A 21,678-nucleotide genomic window follows, 5' to 3' on the forward strand; every position below is an offset into this window, starting at 1 on the left:
CGAACGATTTGAAGATATGATAAACGGAACATTCAAATACCCGGAAATCCGCTTCTTCGGATACTTGCCGAAACGGATACCCGAACCGTCGGAAACCCGGTTCTCCGACAATTCGGTGACGTATGGATTCAATGACTTCATGACGCAATGTCGTCAATCACCATTTGTCCGACGCACCGCTTCACCACAGAACCGGATACGCGACGACCCGCCTGCGTGTGTAGTCACGGAAGCGGATGGTGCGACAGCCAAATCCGTATGGAAACAGAAAAACAAATCATCAACAATTAAAATAAATGGAACTATGAGTAAGGAAATCTTCGTTGCATTCGCAACACAGAAAGGTGGCATCGGCAAATCCACTGTCACGGCACTTGCCGCCAGCTACCTGCACAACGTGAAAGGCTACAATGTCGCCGTCGTGGACTGCGACGACCCGCAGCACAGCATCCACGGGCTGCGCGAACACGAAATGGGGCTTATCGACAGCAGCACCTACTTCAAGGCTCTCGCTTGCGACCATTTCCGCCGGATCAAAAAGAACGCCTACACCATCGTCAAAAGCAATGCGGTGAACGCCCTCGACGATGCCGAGAGGATGATTGCCACTGAGGACGTGAAACCCGACGTGGTGTTCTTCGACATGCCCGGCACACTCCGAAGCAACGGCGTGATAAAGACGCTCTCGCAGATGGACTACATTTTCACTCCGCTGAGTGCCGACCGCTTTGTCGTGGAGAGTACCCTGAAATTCGTCACGATGTTCCGCGACAGGCTGATGACTACCGGACAGGCGAAAACAAAGGGGCTGCATCTGTTCTGGACGATGGTGGACGGCAGGGAGAGGAACGACTTGTACGGCATCTACGAGGAAGTGATAGCCGAAATGGGCTTTCCGGTACTTTCCACCCGCTTGCCCGACAGCAAGAAGTTCCGCCGTGACCTTTCGGAAGAGCGCAAGAGCGTTTTCCGCTCCACCATCTTCCCGATGGACACGGCACTGCTGAAAGGGAGTGGCATCCGGGAGTTTTCCGAAGAGATAAGCGACATCATCAGACCGCAGTGAGCATGGGCAGCAGGAAAGTGAACACGGAAGGCATCGACGAGGAACTGCTGTTAGCCTCCATCGGGCGGCGCACACAGGACGGGACACTGCGCCCCGCACAGGAAGTACCCGCAGCTGCACCGACCGAAGAGGACACCGCCGCACCGGAACCATCTCCTGTGCAACCCGTAACACGGGAAAAAGCGCAGAGGGAAAGTGGACGCCGGAAAAGGCAGGACGAGGACTACAACGAGCTATTCCTGCGCCGCAACGAGATAAAGACCCGCCAATGTGTCTATATCAGCCGTGACGTCCACGGCAAGATCCTCAGAATCGTGAACGACATCGCCGGAGGGGAAATCTCAGTAGGCGGATATGTGGATACCGTGCTGCGCCAGCATCTGGAACAGCACAAGGAGAGAATCAACGAACTGTACAAGAAACAACGTGAAGATCTGATTTGAAAATGGAAAAAGAAATGACACCGAATGAAAAAAGACCACAGCAAGACTGCGGAGGTATGTTTACCCAAGTGCAGGCGAGTGTGGAAATACTGTCGCCTGTCCCGGTAAGCGGCAAATGCAGTGAGAAGGACTATGAACGCCTGTTCATCCGCGACCCGGAAGTAAAGGCACGTGAGGGGAAGATGGCGTATGTGCGCCCGGAGTACCACGAGCGTATCATGCGTATCACCCGTGTAATCGGGCATGACCGGCTTACGCTGTCCGCTTACATCGACCATGTGCTGACGCACCACTTCAACCAGTGCGAAGATGCGATAAAGAGCCTTTATGCCCGAAATTACAATTCAGTATTCTAACCAAAAACGGAAGGATATGAATTACACAATCAGCATGACAGACATTCTGCTGGCGGTATCGGTCGGCTGCAACCTCTGGTTCCTGTTCCTGCTCCTTTACGAGCGCATCATGGACACGCGGATTGTCCGCTTCTTCAAGGGCATTGTCGGATTATGGCGGTCACTGGACGGGAATGAGGCTAAACGCATAGCGGCACACGAGGAAGTCCCTGCGGAAAAGGCGGACATCATCGGCAAGAGCCGTTTCAGGATGGCATCCACCCGGACAACCGCTGCCATACCGACGCAAGAAGCCGCCACTATTGAAAAAGGCATTGAGCTGTCGGAGGAAGAGGCTACTTTTGACGACGGAAAAACGGGAAACGCATCCCGCCCGGCACAAGTCCCGGAGGAAAAACTCGATGAGACCTTCACGAGCATACCGCCGGAGGAACTGGGATACGGGGACGACGAACCGGAAGAGGACGCCTCGGACACGCCACGGGCTTCGGGCAGCAGCTTTGACGAGATTGACGACGCCTGCAAGACCGCCAAAAACCCGGACGCGACACAGGCGGAACGTGAAAAGGCGGCTAAGGTGTTCACCGACATGGAGGGCACGGAGTTGTACGAGAAAATGATGGAAGGCTCTTCGGAGATAGGCATCCGCATCAAGGGGCTTATCGAGATTCGGCTGAAGAAATCTGAAAAGGAGTTCGTCGTGCCGGACAACATCGAGGAGTTCGACATTCGCAACTATGTATGACAACAATAAAAGAAATGAACATGAAAGAATGACATCAACCCACGCGGCGAGGAAACGCAAGGCGCATCCCCATCCGCAACGGACACGCCCACGTCCGTGGAAACAAACGGGCATCCACTAAAACCAAAGTAAAGAAACAAAGTATCAACCGCCCGACAAAGGACCATCCACCCTTTTGACGGCAAAAAACAAGAACAGTTTATGAACAAGAACATCTTGAAAAACAGAAAAGCAATCCTCTCCGCGGCACTTGTCATCGCCGCAACCGCCTCCGCTTTCGCGCAGGGAAACGGCATCGCGGGCATCAACGAAGCCACCTCTATGGTGAGTTCTTATTTCGACCCCGGAACTAAACTGATATACGCCATCGGTGCAGTCGTCGGGCTTATCGGGGGCGTAAAAGTGTACGGCAAGTTTTCATCGGGCGACCCCGACACCAGCAAGACAGCCGCCTCGTGGTTCGGCGCGTGCATCTTCCTGATTGTTGCCGCCACCATCCTGCGCTCATTCTTCCTTTAATAAATAATGTATGGCTGAATACCCAATCAACAAGGGTATCGGCCGTCCGGTAGAGTTCAAGGGCTTGAAGGCACAGTACCTCTTCATCTTCTGCGGAGGTCTGCTGGCTCTCTTCGTCCTGTTCGTCATCCTCTACATGGTCGGTATCGACCAGTGGATATGTATCGGCTTCGGCGCGGCATCGTCCTCCCTCCTTGTATGGCAGACCTTCGCGCTGAACGCCCGGTACGGTGAACACGGGCTGATGAAATTAGGAGCGGCACGGAGCCATCCCCGATACCTTATCAACCGGCGGCGGATAACCCGTCTGTTCAAACGACAACGAAAGGAAGAAAGACAATGAGGAATACATCGAAAATGACAACACTGGAAAACAGGTTCCCACTTTTAGCGGTGGAGCATGGCTGCATCATCTCAAAGGACGCCGACATCACGGTGGCTTTCGAGGTGGAACTACCGGAACTTTACACCGTGACGGGTGCGGAGTACGAGGCGATACACAGTTGCTGGTGCAAGGCTATCAAGGTGCTGCCGGACTACTCCGTCGTCCACAAACAGGACTGGTTCATCAAGGAACGCTACAAACCGGAGCTTCAGAAGGACGACATGAGCTTTTTAAGCCGCTCTTTCGAGCGTCACTTCAACGAGCGTCCGTACCTGAAACACACCTGCTACCTCTACCTGACCAAGACAACAAAGGAGCGTAACCGGATGCAGAGCAATTTCAGCACGCTGTGCCGGGGACATATCATCCCGAAGGAGCTGGACAGGGAAACCACGACCAAGTTCTTGGAAGCCTGCGAACAGTTCGAGCGCATCATGAACGACAGCGGGCTTGTCAGGCTGCGCCGCCTCTCCACCGATGAGATTGTGGGTACTGAGGGAAAGACGGGACTTATTGAACGCTACTTCTCGCTCATGCCGGAAGGTGACACCACCTTGCAGGACATCGAGCTTTCGGCAAGGGAGATGCGCATCGGCGACAACCGCCTGTGTCTGCACACCCTCTCCGACGCGGAAGACCTGCCGGGCAAGGTGGCTACCGACACCCGTTACGAGAAGCTCTCCACCGACCGGAGTGACTGCCGACTGTCATTCGCCTCCCCGGTGGGGCTTCTGCTCTCCTGCAACCATATCTACAACCAGTATGTGCTGATAGACAACAGTGAGGAAACCTTGCAGAAGTTCGAGAAGTCCGCCCGTAACATGCAGTCGCTATCTCGCTATTCAAGGAGCAACAGCATCAACCGCGAGTGGATAGACCAATACCTGAACGAAGCCCATTCCTACGGACTGACCTCGGTACGGGCACACTTCAACGTCATGGCGTGGAGCGACGATGCGGAGGAACTGAAGCATATCAAGAACGACGTGGGCAGCCAGTTGGCAAGCATGGAATGCGTGCCGCGCCACAACACCATCGACTGCCCGACACTCTACTGGGCGGCGATACCCGGCAATGCGGCGGACTTCCCGGCGGAAGAGAGTTTCCACACCTTCATCGAACAGGCGGTGTGCCTGTTCACAGAGGAAACCAACTACCGCAGCTCGCTCTCGCCCTTCGGCATCAAGATGGTGGACAGGCTCACGGGAAAACCGCTGCACCTTGACATCTCCGACCTGCCCATGAAGCGAGGTATCACGACCAACCGCAACAAGTTCGTGCTGGGTCCTTCGGGCAGCGGCAAGTCTTTCTTCATGAACCACCTCGTGCGCCAATATTATGAGCAAGGCGCACATGTGGTATTGGTGGACACGGGAAACTCCTATCAGGGCTTGTGCGGCATGATCCGACGCAAGACAGGCGGAGCGGACGGTGTGTATTTCACCTACACGGAAGATAAGCCCATCAGCTTCAACCCGTTCTACACCGACGATTACATCTTCGACGTGGAGAAGAAGGACAGCATCAAGACCCTGTTGCTGACGCTCTGGAAGTCGGAGGACGACAAGGTGACAAAGACGGAGAGCGGCGAGCTGGGCAGTGCCGTGAGTGCCTATATTGAGCGCATCCAATCCGACCGTAGCATCGTGCCGTCGTTCAACACCTTCTACGAGTATATGCGTGACGACTACCGCAAGGAACTGGCACAGCGTGACATCAAGGTGGAGAAGTCCGACTTCAACATCGACAACATGCTCACCACCATGCGGCAGTATTACCGGGGCGGGCGTTACGATTTCCTGCTCAACTCCACGGAGAACATCGACCTGCTCGGCAAGCGGTTCATCGTCTTCGAGATAGATTCGATTAAAGAAAACCGCGAACTGTTCCCCGTCGTGACCATCATCATCATGGAAGCCTTCATCAACAAGATGCGGCGGCTGAAAGGCGTGCGGAAACAGCTTATCGTGGAAGAGGCTTGGAAGGCCCTCTCATCGGCGAACATGGCTGAATATCTGCGCTATATGTATAAGACGGTCAGAAAATATTACGGCGAGGCAATCGTGGTGACGCAGGAGGTGGACGACATTATCAGTTCTCCGGTGGTCAAAGAGAGCATTATCAACAACTCGGATTGTAAAATCCTGCTTGACCAAAGGAAATATATGAACAAGTTCGACCAGATACAGGCGTTGCTCGGACTGACGGAAAAGGAGAAGTCGCAGATACTCTCCATCAACATGGCGAACAACCCTTCACGGCTCTACAAGGAGGTGTGGATAGGCTTGGGCGGCACGCAGTCGGCGGTCTATGCCACGGAGGTCAGCGCGGAAGAGTATCTGGCGTACACCACCGAGGAAACGGAAAAAGTGGAGGTTTACCGTCTGGCGGAGAAGCTGGGCGACGACATCGAAGCCGCCATCCGGCAGCTTGCCGAAAGGCGGAGAAACAAGGAATAACTAAAAAACAGAATGTATCAACCAAAAAAGAAAAACGCGTATGAATTTACCAAAAGTGAAAATGCTGCAAGTCAGCAAGTGCCTTATCGGATTGGCGGTCATGATGCTGCAATCCTGCGACGTGGCCGACAACCGCCGCGACATGCTGTGCGGGAACTGGGAGAGCGTGGAGGGAAAACCTGACGTGCTTATCTACAAGGAGGGCGAAGCCTACAAAGTGACGGTGTTCCGTCGTAGCGGTCTGCGCCGCAAGCTCAAGCCGGAAACCTATCTCTTGCAGGAGGAGAACGGCAACCTGTTCATGAACACCGGCTTCCGCATCGACGTGTCCTACAACGAGGCCACGGATGTGCTGACTTTCTCGCCAAACGGGGACTATGTGCGGGTGAAGCCGCAGCCGGGACATCCGACCGAAGAATAACAACCACTAAAATCCAAAGTAACATGAGAACAAGAATAACAATGATTATCTGCCTGTGCCTGCTTTTCGCGGGCAGGGCAAGCGCACAGTGGGTCGTAAGCGATCCGGGCAATCTAGCGCAGGGCATCATCAATGCCTCCAAAAACATCATCCATACCTCCAAGACCGCCACGAACATGGTGAGCAACTTTCAGGAGACGGTGAAAATCTATCAGCAGGGCAAGAAGTATTACGATGCCCTCAAATCGGTGAACAATCTGGTCAAGGACGCCCGCAAGGTGCAGCAGACCATCCTGATGGTGGGCGACATCACAGACATCTATGTGAACAGTTTCCAACGGATGCTCCGTGACGGGAATTTCAGACCCGAAGAGCTTTCCGCAATCGCTTTCGGCTACACGAAACTGCTGGAGGAAAGCAACGAAGTGTTGACGGAACTCAGGAACGTGGTGAACATCACCACGCTCTCCATGACCGACAAGGAGCGCATGGACGTGGTGGAACGCTGCCACTCGAAGATGAAGCGTTACCGCAACCTCGTGAGCTACTACACGAACAAGAACATCTCCGTGAGTTACCTGCGTGCGAAAAAGAAGAACGACCTCGACCGCATCATGGGGCTGTACGGGAACATGAACGAAAGATACTGGTAGCCTATGAAGTTCGACAACCTTCATCAGATTTTACGTTCACTTTATGAGCAGATGATGCCGCTGTGTGGGGACATGGCTGGTGTGGCGAAAGGCATCGCCGGGCTGGGTGCGCTGTTCTACGTCGCCTACCGGGTATGGCAGTCGCTGGCGAGAGCTGAACCGATAGACGTATTCCCGATGCTCCGTCCTTTTGCCATCGGTCTGTGCATCATGTTCTTCCCGACTGTGGTGCTGGGCACGATAAACAGCATCCTCTCACCCGTCGTACAGGGCACGGCAAAGATGCTGGAGGCGGAAACGCTGGACATGAACCGATACCGGGAGCAGAAGGACAAACTGGAATACGAGGCGATGGTACGCAACCCCGAAACCGCCTACCTCGTGTCCAACGAGGAATTTGACAAGCAACTGGAGGAACTCGGCTGGTCGCCCTCCGACATGGTGACGATGGCGGGAATGTATATCGACCGGGGAATGTACAACATGAAGAAGAGCATCCGCGACTTCTTCCGCGAGATACTCGAACTGCTGTTCCAAGCCGCCGCCCTCGTGATAGACACCGTCCGCACCTTCTTTCTCGTGGTGCTGGCGATTCTCGGTCCGATAGCCTTCGCCCTGTCGGTATGGGACGGTTTCCAAAACACGCTCACGCAGTGGATATGCCGCTATATACAGGTCTATCTGTGGCTACCGGTATCGGACATGTTCAGCACCATACTGGCGAAGATACAGGTTCTGATGCTGCAAAACGACATCGAGCGGATGCAGGCAGACCCGAACTTCTCGCTGGATTCGAGCGACGGGGTGTATATCGTATTCCTCTGCATCGGCATCATCGGCTACTTTACCATTCCCACCGTTGCGGGCTGGATTATCCAAGCCGGAGGCATGGGCGGTTACGGTCGCAACGTGAACCAGATGGCGGGACGAGCCGGAAGCATGGCGGGCAGCGTGGCGGGTGCAGCCGCAGGAAACGCAGTCGGACGTGTCGGCAAATTGCTGAAATAATCAATGTGCAATCATAAATTGGAAAATATAAATGGAATTCAAATCACTTAGAAACATCGAATCGTCGTTCAGGCAGATACGCCTGTTCGGTATCGTCTTCCTCTCGCTGTGCGCCGTGGTGACGGTGTGGAGCGTGTGGAACTCCTACCGTTTCGCAGAGAAGCAACGGGAGAAAATCTATGTGCTGGACAACGGCAAGAGCCTGATGCTCGCCTTGTCTCAGGATTTGTCGCAGAACCGCCCGGCGGAGGCACGGGAACATGTGCGCCGTTTCCACGAGATGTTCTTCACGCTATCACCTGAAAAAAGCGCGATTGAACACAACGTGAAACGTGCCTTGCTGCTGGCGGACAAGAGCGTGTACCACTATTATTCGGACTTCGCGGAGAAGGGGTACTACAACCGCATCATCGCCGGGAACATCAACCAAGTGCTGAAGGTGGACAGCGTGGTGTGCGACTTCAACGCCTATCCCTACCGTGCCGTGACCTACGCCACACAGAAAATCATCCGGCAGAGCAACGTCACCGAGCGCAGCCTCGTGACCACCTGCCGCCTGCTGAACGCATCGCGGTCGGATGACAACCCGAACGGTTTTACCATCGAGGGTTTCACCATCATTGAGAACAAGGATTTACAGACTATCAAACGGTAACAGGACATGAAAAGTATCAGAAAATCAATGTGGGGCATGTATTGGAAACTCCACGACAAACGGAAACGCTTGGCGGCAAGTCTCAAAGGGTATCTGGACGGCTTGCCGCCGGAAACACGCCGCCGCATCGTGCTGGGGATGTTCGCCGCCTTCGCGGTGCTTGCCCTTTACACCTTCGGCAGAGCCGTCTATGACATCGGCAGGAACGACGGCTCACATATGGAAACGGGACACGCCGGACGGGTGGAACTGCCGACCCCGGCGGAAACAGGCAATCACTTAACACCTTATTTATATGGAACAGACAAAGAATGAACCGACGAAAGAGAACAAAGCTGCTCCCGAAACGGGGAAACCGAAAAAGGAGCGCGAACCGCTGACAGAGGCGCAACGGCTGAAACGGCAGAAGATGATCGTGCTGCCCGCTATGGTGTTGGTGTTCATCGGGGCGATGTGGCTGATATTCGCCCCGTCCTCCGGCAAGGAGCAACCGCCGGGAACGGACGGATACAACACCGAGATGCCCGACGCTGACAAGGCGAACCGGCAGATTATCGGCGACAAGCTGAAAGCCTACGAGCATGGGGAGATGGAAGAGCGTCAGGAGAGCCGCAACCGTGCCATCGGGCAGCTGGGCGACATGTTCGACCGCGAGATAGCGGGAACGGAGAACGGAGTGGACTTCGACCTCGCCAATCCGGGCGGCAAGGAAGAAAGGGCAAAGCCAGCCACGCCGCAGACCATCCAGTCCTCCGCAGCCGCCTACCGTGACCTGAACGCCACGCTCGGAAACTTCTACGACCAGCCGAAAAACGACAATGCGGAGATGGACGAATTGTTGGAGCGCATCGCATCGCTGGAGTCGGAACTGGAAAGCGAGAGGGGCAAGGCTTCCTCTATGGACGAGCAGGTGGCTCTTATGGAGAAGTCCTACGAGCTGGCGGCAAAGTACATGGGCGGTCAGAACGGAGGACAGCCATCGGCGGAACAGAGGGCAGAGCCAACTACCGTGCAGAAAGGGAAGAAGAACAAGGCAATGCCTATCAGACAGGTGGAGCATCAAGTAGTTTCTTCACTCTCACAGCCTATGAGTAACGCGGAGTTTGTCGCCGCCTTATCGCAGGAACGCAACCGGGGTTTCAACACGGCTGTCGGCACGGCGGAGGTATTGGACAGGAACACCATACCGGCGTGCGTGCATGGGGCGCAGAGCGTGACGGACGGGCAGACGGTAAGGCTGCGCCTGCTGGAGCCTATGGCGGTGGCAGGCAGGACAATACCCCGGGGTGCGGTGGTGGTCGGCACGGGCAAGATACAGGGTGAGCGGCTCGACATCGAGATTACCTCGCTGGAATACGACGGCACGATTATCCCCGTGGAGCTTGCGGTCTATGACACGGACGGACAGCCCGGCATCTTCATCCCGAACTCGATGGAGATGAACGCCGTCCGGGAGGTCGCCGCCAACATGGGCGGCTCGCTGGGAAGCAGCATCAACATCTCCACCAATGCCGGGGCGCAGCTCGCCTCCGACTTGGGCAAGGGGCTGATACAAGGCACGAGCCAGTACATCGCCAAAAAGATGCGAACCGTCAAGGTGCATCTGAAAGCCGGGTACAGGGTCATGCTTTACCAAGAAAAATATTGAAAACAATAAAAATTACCACTAAAATCCAAAAGTAATGAGAAAAGTAATCATCATGTTTGCCCTCGCTATGGGCATCATAACTGCCAACGCGCAGGAGAATGTAACCGTTGAAACGACCAACGGAAGTGAACAACCGACCTTGACGAAGGAGGTCTATCCGCAGAAGGAGGCGGACGGCGACCTATATCACGGGCTGTCACGCAAGCTGACCTTCGACCGCATGATACCGCCGCACGGTCTGGAAGTGACCTACGACAAGACCGTCCACGTCATTTTTCCGGCGGAGGTGCGCTATGTCGATTTAGGCTCGCCCGACCTGATTGCCGGGAAAGCCGACGGAGCGGAGAACATCATCCGTGTGAAGGCTACCGTAAGGAATTTTCCCAACGAAACGAATATGTCCGTCATCACGGAGGACGGCAGTTTCTACACCTTCAACGTGAAGTACGCCGCCGAACCGCTGTTGCTCAACGTGGAGATGTGCGACTTCATCCATGACGGCAGCACGGTGAACCGCCCGAACAACGCGCAGGAAATCTATCTGAAAGAGCTGGGCAGCGAAAGCCCGATGCTGGTGCGCCTTATCATGAAGTCCATCCACAAACAGAACAAGCGCGAGGTGAAGCATATCGGCTGCAAGCGTTTCGGCATCCAATACCTGTTGAAAGGCATCTACACGCACAACGGCTTGCTTTATTTCCACACGGAGATAAAGAACCAGAGCAACGTGCCTTTCGATGTGGACTACATCACTTGGAAAATCGTGGACAAGAAGGTTGCGAAGCGTACTGCCGTGCAGGAGCAGATTATTCTGCCGCTCCGCGCGCAGAACTACGCCACCCTCGTGCCGGGCAAAAAGAGCGAGCGCACGGTCTTCACGATGGCGAAGTTCACCATCCCCGATGACAAGTGCCTCGTGGTGGAATTGAACGAGAAGAACGGCGGCCGTCACCAGTCCTTCGTGATTGAGAACGAGGATTTGGTACGCGCGGGTACCATCAACGAACTTCAAGTACGCTGACCATGAGAAAGTACATCGCAATAATCATCGCGTCGCTTGCCCTTTTTACAGGGCAGGCGCACGCCCAGCGGTGTCTGCCGAAGATGCAGGGCATCGAGGTGAGGGCGGACATGGCGGACGGCTTCAATCTCGGCGGCAAGGACGGCGGGTACAGCTTCGGGGCGGCTCTCTCCACCTACACGAAGAAGGGGAACAAGTGGGTGTTCGGTGGCGAATACCTGTTGAAGAACAATCCCTACAAGGACACCAAGATACCCGTGGCGCAGTTCACGGCGGAGGGCGGCTATTACTTCAAGATACTGTCGGACGCCCGAAAGATTGTTTTCGTCTATGCCGGGGCTTCGGCTCTCGCCGGATATGAGGCGGTAAATTGGGGGAAGAAGGTGCTGCATGACGGCTCCACGCTGCACGACCGGGACGCCTTCATCTACGGCGGTGCGCTGACGCTCGATGTGGAGTGTTACGTGGCAGACCGTATCGCCCTGCTTGCCAACCTGCGGGAGCGTTGCCTTTGGGGTGGCGACACACGGAAGTTCCACACGCAGTTCGGGGTCGGTATCAAGTTCATCATCAACTGACACGGGCATGGAAAGGACGGAAATAGATGCTGTCAGAAGGATGCCGCTTGCGGATTTTCTCGCACGGCTGGGGCATGAGCCTGTCAGAAGGAGCGGTAACGAGCTGTGGTATCTTGCCCCGTACAGGGGCGAGCGCACATCCTCTTTCCGTGTGAACGTGGCGAAACAGCTCTGGTACGACTTCGGTTTGGGCAAGGGCGGCGACATCTTCACGCTTGCCGGGGAGTTTCTGCAAAGCGATGACTTCATGAAGCAAGCGAAGTTCATAGCGGAAGCCGCCAATATGACGGTTGCCGGATGGGAAAAGCCCGTCTATCTCTCGAAGCCGACCGAATCCGTTTTTGAGGATGTGGAGGTCGCTCCGCTGCTCCGCTCACTGCTGACGGAGTATTTAGAGGAACGGGGCATCCCTTACGCCATCGCATCCCGTCACTGCTGCCGCTTGAACTACGGTGTGCGTGGGAAACGGTATTTTGCCGTTGGCTTTCCGAACATGGCAGGTGGCTATGAAGTCAGAAGCCGATATTTCAAGGGTTGCATACCTCCGAAGTCTGTATCACTGGTAAAGGCGAATGACATCCCGGCTGACGAGTGCCTCGTGTTCGAGGGCTTCATGGACTTTCTCTCTGCCGTGACGCTTGGTGTAACCGGTAACGCTGACTGTCTTGTGCTGAACTCAGTCGCCAACGTGGAGAAGGCGGCGGGATTGCTGGACGGATACGGGCGCATCGGCTGCTTCCTCGACCGTGACGAAGCCGGACGGCGGACGCTTGCCGCACTTACCATGCGATACGGGGAACGTGTCACCGACCGTTCCTCCCTCTATGACGGTTGCAAGGACTTGAACGAGTACCTGCAACTGACAACGAAAAAACAGAAAAACAACCATCTAAAAATCGAAGAACAATGAACATACTGAACAACAGAAACAAGAGAACATCAATATTCAAGGCAGTGGCGTTATGCCTGATAGCCGCCATGTCATTCACCCTCGTGTCATGTGACGATGACATGGACATCCAGCAGTCCTATCCCTTCACGGTGGAGGTCATGCCCGTGCCGAACAAGGTAGTAAAGGGGCAGACAGTGGAAATCCGCTGTGAACTGAAAAAGGAGGGCGACTTTTCGGGTACGCTCTATACCATCCGCTATTTCCAGTTCGAGGGGGAAGGCTCGCTCAAAATGGATAACGGCATCACCTTCCTGCCTAACGACCGCTACCTGCTGGAGAACGAAAAATTCCGCCTGTACTACACGGCGGCGGGTGATGAGGCGCATAATTTCATCGTGGTGGTGGAGGATAACTTTAGCAACTCCTACGAACTGGAATTTGACTTCAACAACAGGAATGTAAAGGACGACGATCTTACCATCGTTCCCATCGGCAACTTCAGCCCCTTGTTGAAATGATGCGTGTATTCATGACAATGCTCTGTTCACTTCTGACGGTCTGTTCTGTGTCCGCGCAGATCAGCCGCCAAGAGGGAACGGACGGGCAGGCGGCAATCTACCGACTGCCGCTTATGGAACGTGCTTTTTTATGCTGCCGCTACTTTGAAGGCTGGCACTCAGAAAAACACTACCCATACGTCGGTTGGGGTCACAAACTTTTGCCAAACGAGAAGTATTCGGCACGAACCATGACAAAACGGGATGCGGATGAACTTTTGCGGAAAGACCTGCGCAAATTTGTCGCCATGTTCCGTAAATTCGGGGTTGATTCGATTTTGCTTGGCACGTTAGCTTACAATGTGGGACCGGCGAAGCTGTTAGGCAGCAAAACAATCCCCAAAAGCACCTTAATCAAGAAGCTGGAAGCTGGTGACAGGAACATCTACCGTGAGTATATAGCCTTCTGCAACTACAAAGGAAAACGCCACGCCATGCTGCTCAAACGGAGAAAGGCGGAGTTTGCGCTGTTGTATATCCCATAAAAGGACTGACAAAACTGGCAAAAGACGTGCCATATTTAACTTGGCACGTCTTTTGCTCTATCACTTGATAGATTATCGTAGGATTTTCTCGTTAATTGACATCGTTGAGCCATTTTTGCCTATCGGTTTCCAAATAACACTTCAAGTTGTAAGTGTTGTGAGAGCAATACAAAACATAGTTATTAACCATAAAAAGTATAGCGAAATTATGAAGAAAGTATTTAGGAAAATTCAGAAAGGAACAACAAAAATGATTGAACGTATCAAATCGTTGGGGGAAATGGAGACGAAGCAGAAATGTGTAGTTCAACGGTTCGAGATTATCATTCCCCTCCACCAAAAAATAACGACCCAATATATAGCCTCCGCAAGTTTTACTTGCGGATTTTTTAGTTATCGCAGATTGGACAAAGGTTTCTTTGCTACTTTCTTTGTCCGCCATCATGCTCACTGAAAGAAAGTAGGGCGGCTCTCGCCGCCCCGCCACTCAAAAGCGTGTGTAAAGTCCCGTCACCATCGTGAACATTTCCTCCAGCATATCAAAATAGATACCCTCGTGTACGGCAATGTCCTTTGTCTTGCACTCAAAGGTCTTTTTGCTGAACGTCCTGCGGTAGAAGCGCATATTGTAGAGGTCTGCCCCTTCGTCATAGATGATGTCAAGGCGGTTGGCACTTGTTTTGTTCCTTGCAAGGCTCATCCGTAAGCCGTTGCCCATATCTATGAAATCACGGCTACCTGTCATGGCGGTGAAGCGTTTTCCGCCTATCTGCTGTAATATCGTCTTGGCTATCATATCTTTTGTTTTTAGGGTTTTAAGTATTGGCGGTGCGGACACCGCCATCCCGTTCAAAATTCTCGCATTTCGGAAATGGGGGTCTGCCGTTGTAGCCACTCTTTCACACATTCCATATTGTACTCGCTCGTGATGACTGCCGTATGGCTGTCGGTGGCGGTGAAACGTGTGCTTTCGTAATCATCTATCCACCCCTTGAGGGTGTCCGTTCCCCACGCTCCGGTATCGTCAAAGATACCGTCCAATGCCGTGATAGGTTCGCTGAACTTGACTATCAGCGTTTGATAGGTCGTGTTCATAGTCTGTCCTCCTTTCCCTTCTTTGCGTTCAGCCACTTGTCCCGTGCGGCTCGGCACTCGTCCAACGTGGGTTTGACACAAGAGAACAATTCTCTGTCTATGGGGTGGCGGTAGTCGTACTGCACAAGTGTCCGCCTGCGTCTTCCGATACCCGATTGGAAACGCTCGTATTTCTCCGTACCTGCTTCCGCGCAGGTGCTTACTCCGTTGATGGTCATTCGTGTTGTCATAATGTTGCTTTTTAGATGGTTAAAAATGTACTGACAGAACTCTGTTCTTCATCACCATTTCGGGGTTGCTTGTGTAGCGTTGGTGCAGGTAGAAATGGTGTGAGCCGAAGCCGTAAAGGAAAAACTTGTCAAGTTCGTGCTTCTCGGCAAACTCCTTTACGCTCTTTCTCAATTCCCCCTCACTCGTTGTGAGAGTGAGGAGGTTCACAAATTCAAGGAACATCGTGGGGATTGCATCATCCCACACACAAATCATACTTTCAATTCTTACTTCCATATCAATGTTGTTTTAGGGGTTATGCTATGCCGCTTTCATCCGCTCACGGATAAGGTTGGCGTTCTTGTTCACAAGGTCTATGATGCGCTCGTGATATTCGGTGTCCTGGTTGTGCTTGCCGTGGCACTGCACCACTTCGAGGGTTCGCAAGTCCACCTCTACGGTTTCAATAATCTCATCGCCAATCCTTGCCGATAGTATGAGGGTGTCGGCTTTCTTGTAGTATCCACTGCCAAACACGCAGATGCCCTGCGTCTTGCCCTCGTTGTAATACTCGTCTATGCTTTCAAGCACCTTGACGATTATTTCCTCGTCCGTGATTACCAAGCCGAAGAATTTGGATTTGTTGGCGATGAAATCCTCCGCATCTTTCTTTCGTTGGAGTTGTCGCTGTTGCTCACGCTCACGCCTTTCAATCTCCCAACGGCGTTGCTCTGCGGCTCTTTCCTTCTCGTGTATGGCTTCAATTTTTCGGGTTGCGTTGTCGTGTGCCGCCATGAAATCTTCGGGACAGATGTTCTTCGGGTTACGGAGGTCTTGACCGAGTTTTTTGAGCATACGCAGATAGTCGCACCACATTGAGAGGTTGTCTATCTGATACTTGTGACGCTTGGCAATCAGATATGATGCCCAACATTCATCGGCAGTACGGGTATTGAAAAGAAAGTGTTTCATGACCTCAATCTCACCGCCTTTCATAAGGGTTTCAATTCTTGGGTCTGAAAGCAAGGCTTTGAAAAGACGCACGGGGGAGATGCCGTGGAAATCGCCCTTGAAGCCGTTACGTCTGAGTTGGGGCAATATCCTCATCTTTGGATATGCACAGCTTCTTGCCACCACATCATCGTATAGGCTGTTGTGCGGTCTTACCTCCATATCGCTGCCTAATGCCCACACATCGCAATAGCAGAAAAGGAAGCCACGGAGCAACGCCATGTCCGTAACCTTGCCGTCGGGTGAAATCCAACGCTGCACGACCTCGTGGCAGTAGAAACGCATCGGTTCGCCTTTCCTGCTCTCGCATCTGACCTGCGCCACGCGGATTACCTGATACCCTTTGCAGGTGGTTATCACGCTGAAATTCTGCGTTTCCTTGTAGATGCGTCTGCGTGTGTCCTGCACTTTGAGTTCGGCATGGCATTTGGGGCAGGTGCAGCCTTCAAGGGTGTCGCATAGTCCGCTGTCGCTGTGCCACTCGTGACCGCAGTCGGAACAGGTGATGTTCCCTTTCTTGGTGCGGTAGCCGATATGCTCAACGCAGTGGCGGTATGCCCAATCTATTTGTGTCGCTGATATGGGGCGAAGGTTGGCGGAAAGTCTTGCCACCTCTTTCTGTATCTTGGTCTTCGGTTTCATAAGCCTAAATCAAATAATGAGGGTTGGGGTTGGTTTTCTTTTCTCGCTGACGGTCTGTGGCGGTTCTGCAACTTGCGGAGTTCCTCCTCTTGGTATTTGCGGACAGCGTTCTGACGTGCCTCCGCCTTTTCCTCTGCCGTGAGTTTCACAACGTGGTTCACAACCACTTGGCAGTCCATCGGTTTGCCCACCTCTATCTCGTTTTCCTCATAGTAGTGGATGGCTTGCCCGAATATCTCTCCGTCCGTGAAACCGTTGCAACCGCTTTTCTGCACATAGTTCAGAATGTGGGTCACGCACTCGTCCATGTTCTTGGCAGGGTTGCGGTACTTCTTTGCAAATAGCGCATCTTCCTCCGCACGCTGTTCCAAGTACATATATATCGTTCTCTTGAAATGGTCTGTTCCTTTCATATCGCTGTCATTTTTAGATTATCTGTTTCAGTATCTCTCTCCAATAGGTCGGCTCTACCTCGCTGAGAAGGAAGTCCATGAAATCCCTCCGTGCGTCCTTGTTCAGTTCGTGGTACAATCTTCGGAAAGTTTCAAAATTGCCGTTGATGTACGTTTCCACCATATACACGAAGATGTTGTCCACCTCGTAATATCTGCACTGCTGCGCTGCCGTCTTGCTGTTTCTTTTTGCCATGTCGGTAAGGGTTAAAGGGTGAATAACCAAAGGATGAAGCCAAAGAAGGCAATGGTGGAAAGGATAGCCACGATTACACCTATCGCCACTCGGAACACTCCGTTTACAATCTCTCTGATGATGCCCCAAAGGATGCCGAACACCCCGAAGGCGGTGCGCATCATCAAGCCGCATATCGCCAACCCGATGTGTTGCGCCATTTGTCTGAAATTTGCCGTTGCCGTCATATCTTCGCTGTTTTTGATTTTTTTGTTTTTAATGCGGATTCAAGAGCTGAGGGAGTTGAGTTTCAAACTATCTTATCTGCCTCTCGTTTATCCGACATTTTTTTTATGCGTCTTTCTGTCGCATCGGTCGTTTTCGTTTCGGGTGCTTGAAAAGGTAGGGATTAGGGAATGCAAGGTTTTTCGGTCAAAATACTACCCGCAGGGCTGGAGATTTTTACCGAAAACAGGAGGCTTGACCTTGCTTTCCCGTCCAATCCCGGAATTACCTTTGCGCCCAGAACGAAAATGACTGACTGATGCGGCTTACTGAAAGGCGCAAAATGGAGGTAAACGAAAACAGAGGCAGATTGTGTAGAAAAAAACTTCAGGGGAAAATCCGTAAAAAAAAGAATCACCAAAAGGAAAAAGACATCACCGGAAGCGTGAAAAGGGCAAACCACAACAAAGGAAGTATGATTGTTTCCGATCCGACGGAACTTGTTCAGCCGGGTGGCAACAATCATTCTTCCCGGTTTGTCCGGCTGTGTGTGGGCGCCTGTTTCATTCATGGGGCAGGCTGACACACTCTGCATTCACTTTCCGCTTCCGGCAAAAGAGACAGCGAAAAAAGAAAAATCATTTGAAAACCCGTAAAAGCACCTCTTGGCATAGGCGCAAAAGAAAGGGGCATTGCTTCATCTGTCTAAACATCGTTTAGGCGTGAGGCAATGCCCTTTTCTCCAGCTATGCGGTAGTCGGCACACGTTTGTTCCAAACTCGTTTTGGGCAATGGTGTGCCGACGGACAATACCGCTTTTACGGAAAATTCTTATGAATGAGGGGATAAAAAACGGGAGTTTATATCAAAATCTCGAATTAAATAGCTACTTTTGCATACGAAGAGTTCTTTGAAGGTTACGCAACGCGCAGAAGGATAATGCAGTAGATAACTAACTAAATCGTAACCTATTACTATCAAGAGCAATTAACCTACGCTCATTTCCAATAAATTACACTCTTTTCGTAACTTCTCAATGCAAATATCAATATGACGGAATACGAGAGATTAAGCAACCATTATTCCAATCGTTGATGAGCAGCAATCATTTAAATATTCAGTTATATAAAGAGATAAGCCTTTTATTTGATAATTGCAGCTTTGAACTACAAGACAATGCAGCTCAATTGGAAGAAAATAGAATAATATGGCTGGCTCAAAAGGGGTTTATTGAGTATTCTGAAAATAATACGGTTCTGATATCCGATCTATCAAATAAAGCATTTGTAGAATATCTTATACATTATAAATCTCATTTTACAAGTGATATCAGTAGCTATCCTTTTAATGAAGATATTGCAAATCTGATATTGACTTCACAGGCATTCACTACAGAAGAAAAAGCTCTCGTTTTGACCAATCTTAATACATCAAACGTGACTATGACTCAGAGTCTGGCAGATTCTATATGCACTTTGCTGGAAACTGAGTGCGTTGAGTGGGATTTTTCTTTGCTAAAACAGGCAATTTCGATGGCTTCAAATTTGGATAAAGCTATCCATGTTATCATATTAACAATACAACAAAACCATAATAATCACACTACAATAACAGAACTATTAGACTCATTGCCAGAATCCTACCACAAAATTACAGAAAATGGCAAACGCCCTATAATAGATAGTACAGATATAAACAAACTACTATTAGAAACTCTTTTACGATATGGTTATATATCTTCATATACCTCAGTAGATAAAGGATATAGAGTAAATACCCGGCAAAAAACAAATTAAAAATATTCTTCAATATATATGTCCCCTATCGTATATACTTGTCCTAAAAGGAATATCCGCGTTATCAAACCATCGGGCTCTATGAAACAAAGGCGTCCATCCCCACCCCACTCCAGCGGGCACGGGAAGACCTTTGCAGGCGGAAATAAAACAGCGGTCTCCTTTTTCCTCTATTCTCCATCCTTGTTCTCCTCTTCCTCTTGCTGCGGGATGAGGTGTTTCAGTTCCGGATCATTTTTTATTCTTTCCATTTCTTCTTCTATTATCTGCAACACGTCCGCCTTTATCTGCGAGTAGTTGCGGTCAATCTGCTGTTGCATGATGTCGTTTCCGTCCACGTCCCTGAACTCGTTAATGACAGGGATTTTCTTGTAGGTTTTCATCTCTTCCGATACCTTTGCGCTGTCCACGATGATGCGGGCGTGGAAAATCTTCTGGTCTATCTCCTCCCCGAAATTGTCGGCCACGCTGCCCACGAACGTGCCCTGCGAGAGGTTGGCTATCTTGGAGGCGGGTATCAGGGAATCGAGCTGCGTGTTGATGGAAGTCGAAGTGTCCTGACGGTTGATGGATATGGACTGCCGCTGCTGGAGAATCTTGCCGAACCGTTCCGACAGTGATTTTGCCGTTTCTCCGACCACTTGTCCGCTGAAGATATTGCCCACCGTGTTCTGGATAACCTTCGCCTCCTTGTCGCCGTAGTCACGTGCAAGCTGCGAGAAGTCCTGGAAGCCGAGACAGAGGGCCACCTTGTTGCTTCGGGCGGTCGCAATCAGGTTGTCGATACCCCGGAAATAGATGGTCGGAAGCTCGTCGATGATGATGGAACTCTTGAGCTGCCCTTTCTTGTTCACCAGTTTAACGATGCGTGAATTATACAGGCCGAGAGCCGCCGAATAGATATTCTGCCTGTCCGGATTATTGCCCACGCAGAGGATTTTGGGGTGTTCGGGATTGTTCAGGTCAAGGGTGAAATCGTCTCCCGTCATCACCCAGTAAAGCTGTGGTGAGATCATGCGTGAAAGCGGGATTTTCGCACTTGCTATCTGGCCCTGGAGCTGGTCTTGAGCTCCGCCTTGCCAGGCATCCATAAAGGGGGAAAGATAGTTTTCGAGGGACGGATACGAGGTAAGAATCGTGAAAATATCCGCGTACGGCTTGTTCAGGAATTCGATTGCATGAGGGAACGTGCAATATTTTCCGTCCTTGTAAATCCGTAAATACCAGATAATTGCAGCGAGCAGAATAATCGGGGATTCCACGAAAAAGTCACCCTGTTTCTGTATCCAGGTCTTGTTCAAATTGAGCATTATGGTATAGGCACTTTCGTAGGCATCGCTGATGTCTGCCATGAATCTAGGATTGATTGGATTGCATCGGTGGCTGCGTCTGGGGTCATCGAAATTGATGACATAGAATTCCGGCTTGACTTTGTAATGTTGTCTGTGCTTGAGCAGATGGTTGTAGGCTATCTCCGAGAGGTCCGGAAACTTGTAGTCATAGATATACATGGCAAAGGATTTCTCGATTTGCTGTTTGATGTAGTTGTTCACCACGGCATAGCTCTTTCCGGAGCCCGGTGTTCCCAGCACGATAGAGGCTCTGAACGGGTTTACGATATTGATCCAGCCGTCCCATTCCTTGCCCTGATAGACAAATTTCGTGGGCAGGTTGACGGAATACTCGTTTTCCATAAGCCTTGTTTCCTGCATGAAACTTTCGTTGGCGGTGTTGAACACGTCTTCCATGAGGTTGTGTTTCAGCATACGGCTGATCCATATTCCCGACATGAGCAGGAGAATGTAGCCTGTGGTGAGCGTCAGCGTATATACGGTAGCGTTCACTGTCGTATTGAACGGCAGGTCAAGCATCCACCAGTTCATGAAGAACAGGACGATGCCGCCGAGGAAGGCGGCGTATATCTTCCGCCACGTCATTTTCTGGTTCTTGACCCCTTTCGTACCCAGGCACGAAAGGCCCAGGAATATGAAGGCGAACACTTTCGTCACAAGCAGGTTGCTGAACAGTCCTGCCGTCCTCTGGAAGTTCAGCAGGATTCTGTCCACGACTCTGATGTTGATACCCATGTCCACGAATGTCCCGTAGCAGAACCAATAGACGTGGATGACAATAAACACGATGGAAATGGCACGCATGAACTCCATGACCTTGGCCAGTCCT

The 21,678-nt window shown here is 51.7% G+C and carries 31 protein-coding genes; 21 read left to right on the plus strand and 10 right to left on the minus strand.

The window, feature by feature from the left end; genetic code table 11:
- Positions 1-16: 16 nt before the first annotated feature.
- The 19 genes from B5F38_RS12705 to B5F38_RS14600 all read left to right on the plus strand — a co-directional run bounded on the left by B5F38_RS12705 (position 17) and on the right by B5F38_RS14600 (position 14,345).
- Complete coding sequence (locus B5F38_RS12705) at positions 17-1,066, plus strand: ParA family protein (protein ID WP_004291492.1); 1,050 nt, start codon at positions 17-19, stop codon at positions 1,064-1,066.
- A gap of 2 nt (positions 1,067-1,068) precedes the next feature.
- Positions 1,069-1,509, plus strand: a complete 441-nt coding sequence (locus B5F38_RS12710; protein ID WP_004291503.1) for a DUF3408 domain-containing protein — start codon at positions 1,069-1,071, stop codon at positions 1,507-1,509.
- Positions 1,510-1,511: 2 nt separating this feature from the next.
- The gene (locus B5F38_RS12715; RefSeq protein WP_004291505.1) at positions 1,512-1,865 is read left to right on the plus strand and encodes a DUF3408 domain-containing protein; all 354 of its coding nucleotides are present in this window, start codon (positions 1,512-1,514) and stop codon (positions 1,863-1,865) included.
- A gap of 16 nt (positions 1,866-1,881) precedes the next feature.
- A complete protein-coding gene (locus tag B5F38_RS12720) occupies positions 1,882-2,610 on the plus strand; it encodes a hypothetical protein (RefSeq protein WP_004304280.1) in 729 nt (242 codons plus the stop codon).
- A gap of 201 nt (positions 2,611-2,811) precedes the next feature.
- Positions 2,812-3,129, plus strand: a complete 318-nt coding sequence (locus B5F38_RS12725) for a DUF4134 domain-containing protein (RefSeq protein WP_002560983.1) — start codon at positions 2,812-2,814, stop codon at positions 3,127-3,129.
- Positions 3,130-3,139: 10 nt separating this feature from the next.
- Positions 3,140-3,472 carry a DUF4133 domain-containing protein gene (locus B5F38_RS12730; protein WP_004291514.1) on the plus strand — a complete coding sequence of 111 codons (333 nt, stop codon included), beginning with the start codon at positions 3,140-3,142 and terminating at the stop codon, positions 3,470-3,472.
- Positions 3,469-5,973, plus strand: a complete 2,505-nt coding sequence (locus B5F38_RS12735) for a TraG family conjugative transposon ATPase (RefSeq protein ID WP_004291515.1) — start codon at positions 3,469-3,471, stop codon at positions 5,971-5,973. The genes B5F38_RS12730 and B5F38_RS12735 overlap by 4 nt, the downstream gene beginning before the upstream one ends.
- Before the next feature lie 40 nt (positions 5,974-6,013).
- Positions 6,014-6,394 (plus strand): DUF3876 domain-containing protein, encoded by a 381-nt coding sequence (locus tag B5F38_RS12740; RefSeq protein ID WP_004291516.1) that lies wholly within the window; start codon positions 6,014-6,016, stop codon positions 6,392-6,394.
- A 23-nt stretch (positions 6,395-6,417) separates the two neighbouring features.
- Positions 6,418-7,047, plus strand: a complete 630-nt coding sequence (locus B5F38_RS12745; protein WP_004304283.1) for a DUF4141 domain-containing protein — start codon at positions 6,418-6,420, stop codon at positions 7,045-7,047.
- A 3-nt stretch (positions 7,048-7,050) separates the two neighbouring features.
- Positions 7,051-8,055 carry a conjugative transposon protein TraJ gene (gene traJ, locus B5F38_RS12750; protein WP_004291518.1) on the plus strand — a complete coding sequence of 335 codons (1,005 nt, stop codon included), beginning with the start codon at positions 7,051-7,053 and terminating at the stop codon, positions 8,053-8,055.
- Positions 8,056-8,086: 31 nt separating this feature from the next.
- Positions 8,087-8,710 carry a conjugative transposon protein TraK gene (gene traK / locus B5F38_RS12755; protein WP_004291519.1) on the plus strand — a complete coding sequence of 208 codons (624 nt, stop codon included), beginning with the start codon at positions 8,087-8,089 and terminating at the stop codon, positions 8,708-8,710.
- A gap of 6 nt (positions 8,711-8,716) precedes the next feature.
- Positions 8,717-9,025: a TraL conjugative transposon family protein gene (locus B5F38_RS12760; protein WP_004291520.1), complete on the plus strand. Its 309-nt coding sequence runs from the start codon at positions 8,717-8,719 to the stop codon at positions 9,023-9,025.
- Positions 9,006-10,358: a conjugative transposon protein TraM gene (traM, locus tag B5F38_RS12765; protein ID WP_004291521.1), complete on the plus strand. Its 1,353-nt coding sequence runs from the start codon at positions 9,006-9,008 to the stop codon at positions 10,356-10,358. The genes B5F38_RS12760 and traM overlap by 20 nt, the downstream gene beginning before the upstream one ends.
- A gap of 34 nt (positions 10,359-10,392) precedes the next feature.
- Positions 10,393-11,379, plus strand: coding sequence for a conjugative transposon protein TraN (traN, locus tag B5F38_RS12770; protein WP_004291522.1), 987 nt, complete (start codon positions 10,393-10,395; stop codon positions 11,377-11,379).
- Positions 11,380-11,381: 2 nt separating this feature from the next.
- A complete protein-coding gene (locus B5F38_RS12775) occupies positions 11,382-11,957 on the plus strand; it encodes a conjugal transfer protein TraO (RefSeq protein ID WP_004291523.1) in 576 nt (191 codons plus the stop codon).
- Between the two features lie 7 nt (positions 11,958-11,964).
- A complete protein-coding gene (locus tag B5F38_RS12780; RefSeq protein ID WP_004291524.1) occupies positions 11,965-12,867 on the plus strand; it encodes a toprim domain-containing protein in 903 nt (300 codons plus the stop codon).
- Positions 12,864-13,367, plus strand: coding sequence for a DUF3872 domain-containing protein (locus B5F38_RS12785; RefSeq protein WP_004291525.1), 504 nt, complete (start codon positions 12,864-12,866; stop codon positions 13,365-13,367). Before B5F38_RS12780 ends, B5F38_RS12785 begins: the two co-directional genes overlap by 4 nt.
- Positions 13,364-13,891 (plus strand): hypothetical protein, encoded by a 528-nt coding sequence (locus B5F38_RS12790; protein WP_004291526.1) that lies wholly within the window; start codon positions 13,364-13,366, stop codon positions 13,889-13,891. Before B5F38_RS12785 ends, B5F38_RS12790 begins: the two co-directional genes overlap by 4 nt.
- 64 nt (positions 13,892-13,955) lie before the next feature.
- The gene (locus tag B5F38_RS14600) at positions 13,956-14,345 is read left to right on the plus strand and encodes a hypothetical protein (RefSeq protein WP_004291527.1); all 390 of its coding nucleotides are present in this window, start codon (positions 13,956-13,958) and stop codon (positions 14,343-14,345) included.
- 33 nt (positions 14,346-14,378) lie between these two features.
- On the opposite strand, the gene B5F38_RS12800 is transcribed toward B5F38_RS14600, so the two are convergent.
- From B5F38_RS12800 to B5F38_RS14455, 9 genes are all read right to left on the minus strand, one after another.
- Positions 14,379-14,687 carry a hypothetical protein gene (locus B5F38_RS12800; RefSeq protein WP_004304290.1) on the minus strand — a complete coding sequence of 103 codons (309 nt, stop codon included), beginning with the start codon at positions 14,685-14,687 and terminating at the stop codon, positions 14,379-14,381.
- 53 nt (positions 14,688-14,740) lie between these two features.
- The gene (locus tag B5F38_RS12805; RefSeq protein WP_005783104.1) at positions 14,741-15,043 is read right to left on the minus strand and encodes a hypothetical protein; all 303 of its coding nucleotides are present in this window, start codon (positions 15,041-15,043) and stop codon (positions 14,741-14,743) included.
- Complete coding sequence (locus B5F38_RS12810) at positions 14,983-15,216, minus strand: DUF3873 domain-containing protein (protein WP_004304291.1); 234 nt, start codon at positions 15,214-15,216, stop codon at positions 14,983-14,985. Before B5F38_RS12810 ends, B5F38_RS12805 begins: the two co-directional genes overlap by 61 nt.
- A 19-nt stretch (positions 15,217-15,235) precedes the next feature.
- Positions 15,236-15,493: a hypothetical protein gene (locus tag B5F38_RS12815; protein ID WP_004291531.1), complete on the minus strand. Its 258-nt coding sequence runs from the start codon at positions 15,491-15,493 to the stop codon at positions 15,236-15,238.
- A gap of 24 nt (positions 15,494-15,517) precedes the next feature.
- The gene (locus B5F38_RS12820) at positions 15,518-16,849 is read right to left on the minus strand and encodes a PcfJ domain-containing protein (protein ID WP_004291532.1); all 1,332 of its coding nucleotides are present in this window, start codon (positions 16,847-16,849) and stop codon (positions 15,518-15,520) included.
- On the minus strand, positions 16,846-17,262 hold the full coding sequence (locus B5F38_RS12825) for a PcfK-like family protein (RefSeq protein ID WP_004291533.1): 417 nt from the start codon (positions 17,260-17,262) through the stop codon (positions 16,846-16,848). The genes B5F38_RS12820 and B5F38_RS12825 overlap by 4 nt, the downstream gene beginning before the upstream one ends.
- A 13-nt stretch (positions 17,263-17,275) precedes the next feature.
- Positions 17,276-17,497, minus strand: a complete 222-nt coding sequence (locus B5F38_RS12830; RefSeq protein ID WP_004291534.1) for a hypothetical protein — start codon at positions 17,495-17,497, stop codon at positions 17,276-17,278.
- An 11-nt stretch (positions 17,498-17,508) separates the two neighbouring features.
- Positions 17,509-17,724, minus strand: coding sequence for a hypothetical protein (locus B5F38_RS12835; protein WP_004291535.1), 216 nt, complete (start codon positions 17,722-17,724; stop codon positions 17,509-17,511).
- Between the two features lie 161 nt (positions 17,725-17,885).
- Positions 17,886-18,296 carry a hypothetical protein gene (locus B5F38_RS14455; protein WP_004291538.1) on the minus strand — a complete coding sequence of 137 codons (411 nt, stop codon included), beginning with the start codon at positions 18,294-18,296 and terminating at the stop codon, positions 17,886-17,888.
- A gap of 106 nt (positions 18,297-18,402) precedes the next feature.
- Between B5F38_RS14455 and B5F38_RS14605 the strand changes: the two genes are divergently transcribed.
- Both B5F38_RS14605 and B5F38_RS12855 read left to right on the plus strand, forming a co-directional pair.
- Entirely contained in the window at positions 18,403-18,615 is a 213-nt protein-coding gene (locus B5F38_RS14605) for a hypothetical protein (protein WP_007567577.1), read from the plus strand.
- A 180-nt stretch (positions 18,616-18,795) separates the two neighbouring features.
- Positions 18,796-19,497 (plus strand): hypothetical protein, encoded by a 702-nt coding sequence (locus B5F38_RS12855; RefSeq protein ID WP_087409553.1) that lies wholly within the window; start codon positions 18,796-18,798, stop codon positions 19,495-19,497.
- 170 nt (positions 19,498-19,667) lie between these two features.
- On the opposite strand, the gene mobC is transcribed toward B5F38_RS12855, so the two are convergent.
- Positions 19,668-21,678, minus strand: a 2,011-nt coding sequence (gene mobC, locus B5F38_RS12860) for a conjugal transfer protein MobC (RefSeq protein ID WP_087409554.1), incomplete at its 5' end; no start/stop codon positions are given.

The organism is Barnesiella sp. An22 (assembly GCF_002159975.1).
Classification (GTDB): Bacteria; Bacteroidota; Bacteroidia; order Bacteroidales; family Barnesiellaceae; genus Barnesiella; species Barnesiella merdigallinarum.

Coding starts and splice junctions, on each gene's coding strand:
- B5F38_RS12720 (WP_004304280.1), top strand. CDS start 1,882: ATGAATTACACAATCAGCATGACAGACATTCTGCTGGCGGTATCGGTC.
- B5F38_RS12820 (WP_004291532.1), bottom strand. CDS start 16,849: ATGAAACCGAAGACCAAGATACAGAAAGAGGTGGCAAGACTTTCCGCC.
- B5F38_RS12785 (WP_004291525.1), top strand. CDS start 12,864: ATGAACATACTGAACAACAGAAACAAGAGAACATCAATATTCAAGGCA.
- B5F38_RS12825 (WP_004291533.1), bottom strand. CDS start 17,262: ATGAAAGGAACAGACCATTTCAAGAGAACGATATATATGTACTTGGAA.
- B5F38_RS12815 (WP_004291531.1), bottom strand. CDS start 15,493: ATGGAAGTAAGAATTGAAAGTATGATTTGTGTGTGGGATGATGCAATC.
- B5F38_RS12790 (WP_004291526.1), top strand. CDS start 13,364: ATGATGCGTGTATTCATGACAATGCTCTGTTCACTTCTGACGGTCTGT.
- B5F38_RS12710 (WP_004291503.1), top strand. CDS start 1,069: ATGGGCAGCAGGAAAGTGAACACGGAAGGCATCGACGAGGAACTGCTG.
- B5F38_RS12705 (WP_004291492.1), top strand. CDS start 17: ATGATAAACGGAACATTCAAATACCCGGAAATCCGCTTCTTCGGATAC.
- B5F38_RS12830 (WP_004291534.1), bottom strand. CDS start 17,497: ATGGCAAAAAGAAACAGCAAGACGGCAGCGCAGCAGTGCAGATATTAC.
- traK (WP_004291519.1), top strand. CDS start 8,087: ATGGAATTCAAATCACTTAGAAACATCGAATCGTCGTTCAGGCAGATA.
- B5F38_RS12715 (WP_004291505.1), top strand. CDS start 1,512: ATGGAAAAAGAAATGACACCGAATGAAAAAAGACCACAGCAAGACTGC.
- B5F38_RS12760 (WP_004291520.1), top strand. CDS start 8,717: ATGAAAAGTATCAGAAAATCAATGTGGGGCATGTATTGGAAACTCCAC.
- B5F38_RS12730 (WP_004291514.1), top strand. CDS start 3,140: ATGGCTGAATACCCAATCAACAAGGGTATCGGCCGTCCGGTAGAGTTC.
- B5F38_RS12740 (WP_004291516.1), top strand. CDS start 6,014: ATGAATTTACCAAAAGTGAAAATGCTGCAAGTCAGCAAGTGCCTTATC.
- B5F38_RS12775 (WP_004291523.1), top strand. CDS start 11,382: ATGAGAAAGTACATCGCAATAATCATCGCGTCGCTTGCCCTTTTTACA.
- B5F38_RS12855 (WP_087409553.1), top strand. CDS start 18,796: ATGAGCAGCAATCATTTAAATATTCAGTTATATAAAGAGATAAGCCTT.
- B5F38_RS12735 (WP_004291515.1), top strand. CDS start 3,469: ATGAGGAATACATCGAAAATGACAACACTGGAAAACAGGTTCCCACTT.
- B5F38_RS12810 (WP_004304291.1), bottom strand. CDS start 15,216: ATGACAACACGAATGACCATCAACGGAGTAAGCACCTGCGCGGAAGCA.
- B5F38_RS12800 (WP_004304290.1), bottom strand. CDS start 14,687: ATGATAGCCAAGACGATATTACAGCAGATAGGCGGAAAACGCTTCACC.
- B5F38_RS12745 (WP_004304283.1), top strand. CDS start 6,418: ATGAGAACAAGAATAACAATGATTATCTGCCTGTGCCTGCTTTTCGCG.
- B5F38_RS14455 (WP_004291538.1), bottom strand. CDS start 18,296: ATGCAGAGTGTGTCAGCCTGCCCCATGAATGAAACAGGCGCCCACACA.
- B5F38_RS12780 (WP_004291524.1), top strand. CDS start 11,965: ATGGAAAGGACGGAAATAGATGCTGTCAGAAGGATGCCGCTTGCGGAT.
- traJ (WP_004291518.1), top strand. CDS start 7,051: ATGAAGTTCGACAACCTTCATCAGATTTTACGTTCACTTTATGAGCAG.
- B5F38_RS12835 (WP_004291535.1), bottom strand. CDS start 17,724: ATGACGGCAACGGCAAATTTCAGACAAATGGCGCAACACATCGGGTTG.
- B5F38_RS12725 (WP_002560983.1), top strand. CDS start 2,812: ATGAACAAGAACATCTTGAAAAACAGAAAAGCAATCCTCTCCGCGGCA.
- traM (WP_004291521.1), top strand. CDS start 9,006: ATGGAACAGACAAAGAATGAACCGACGAAAGAGAACAAAGCTGCTCCC.
- traN (WP_004291522.1), top strand. CDS start 10,393: ATGAGAAAAGTAATCATCATGTTTGCCCTCGCTATGGGCATCATAACT.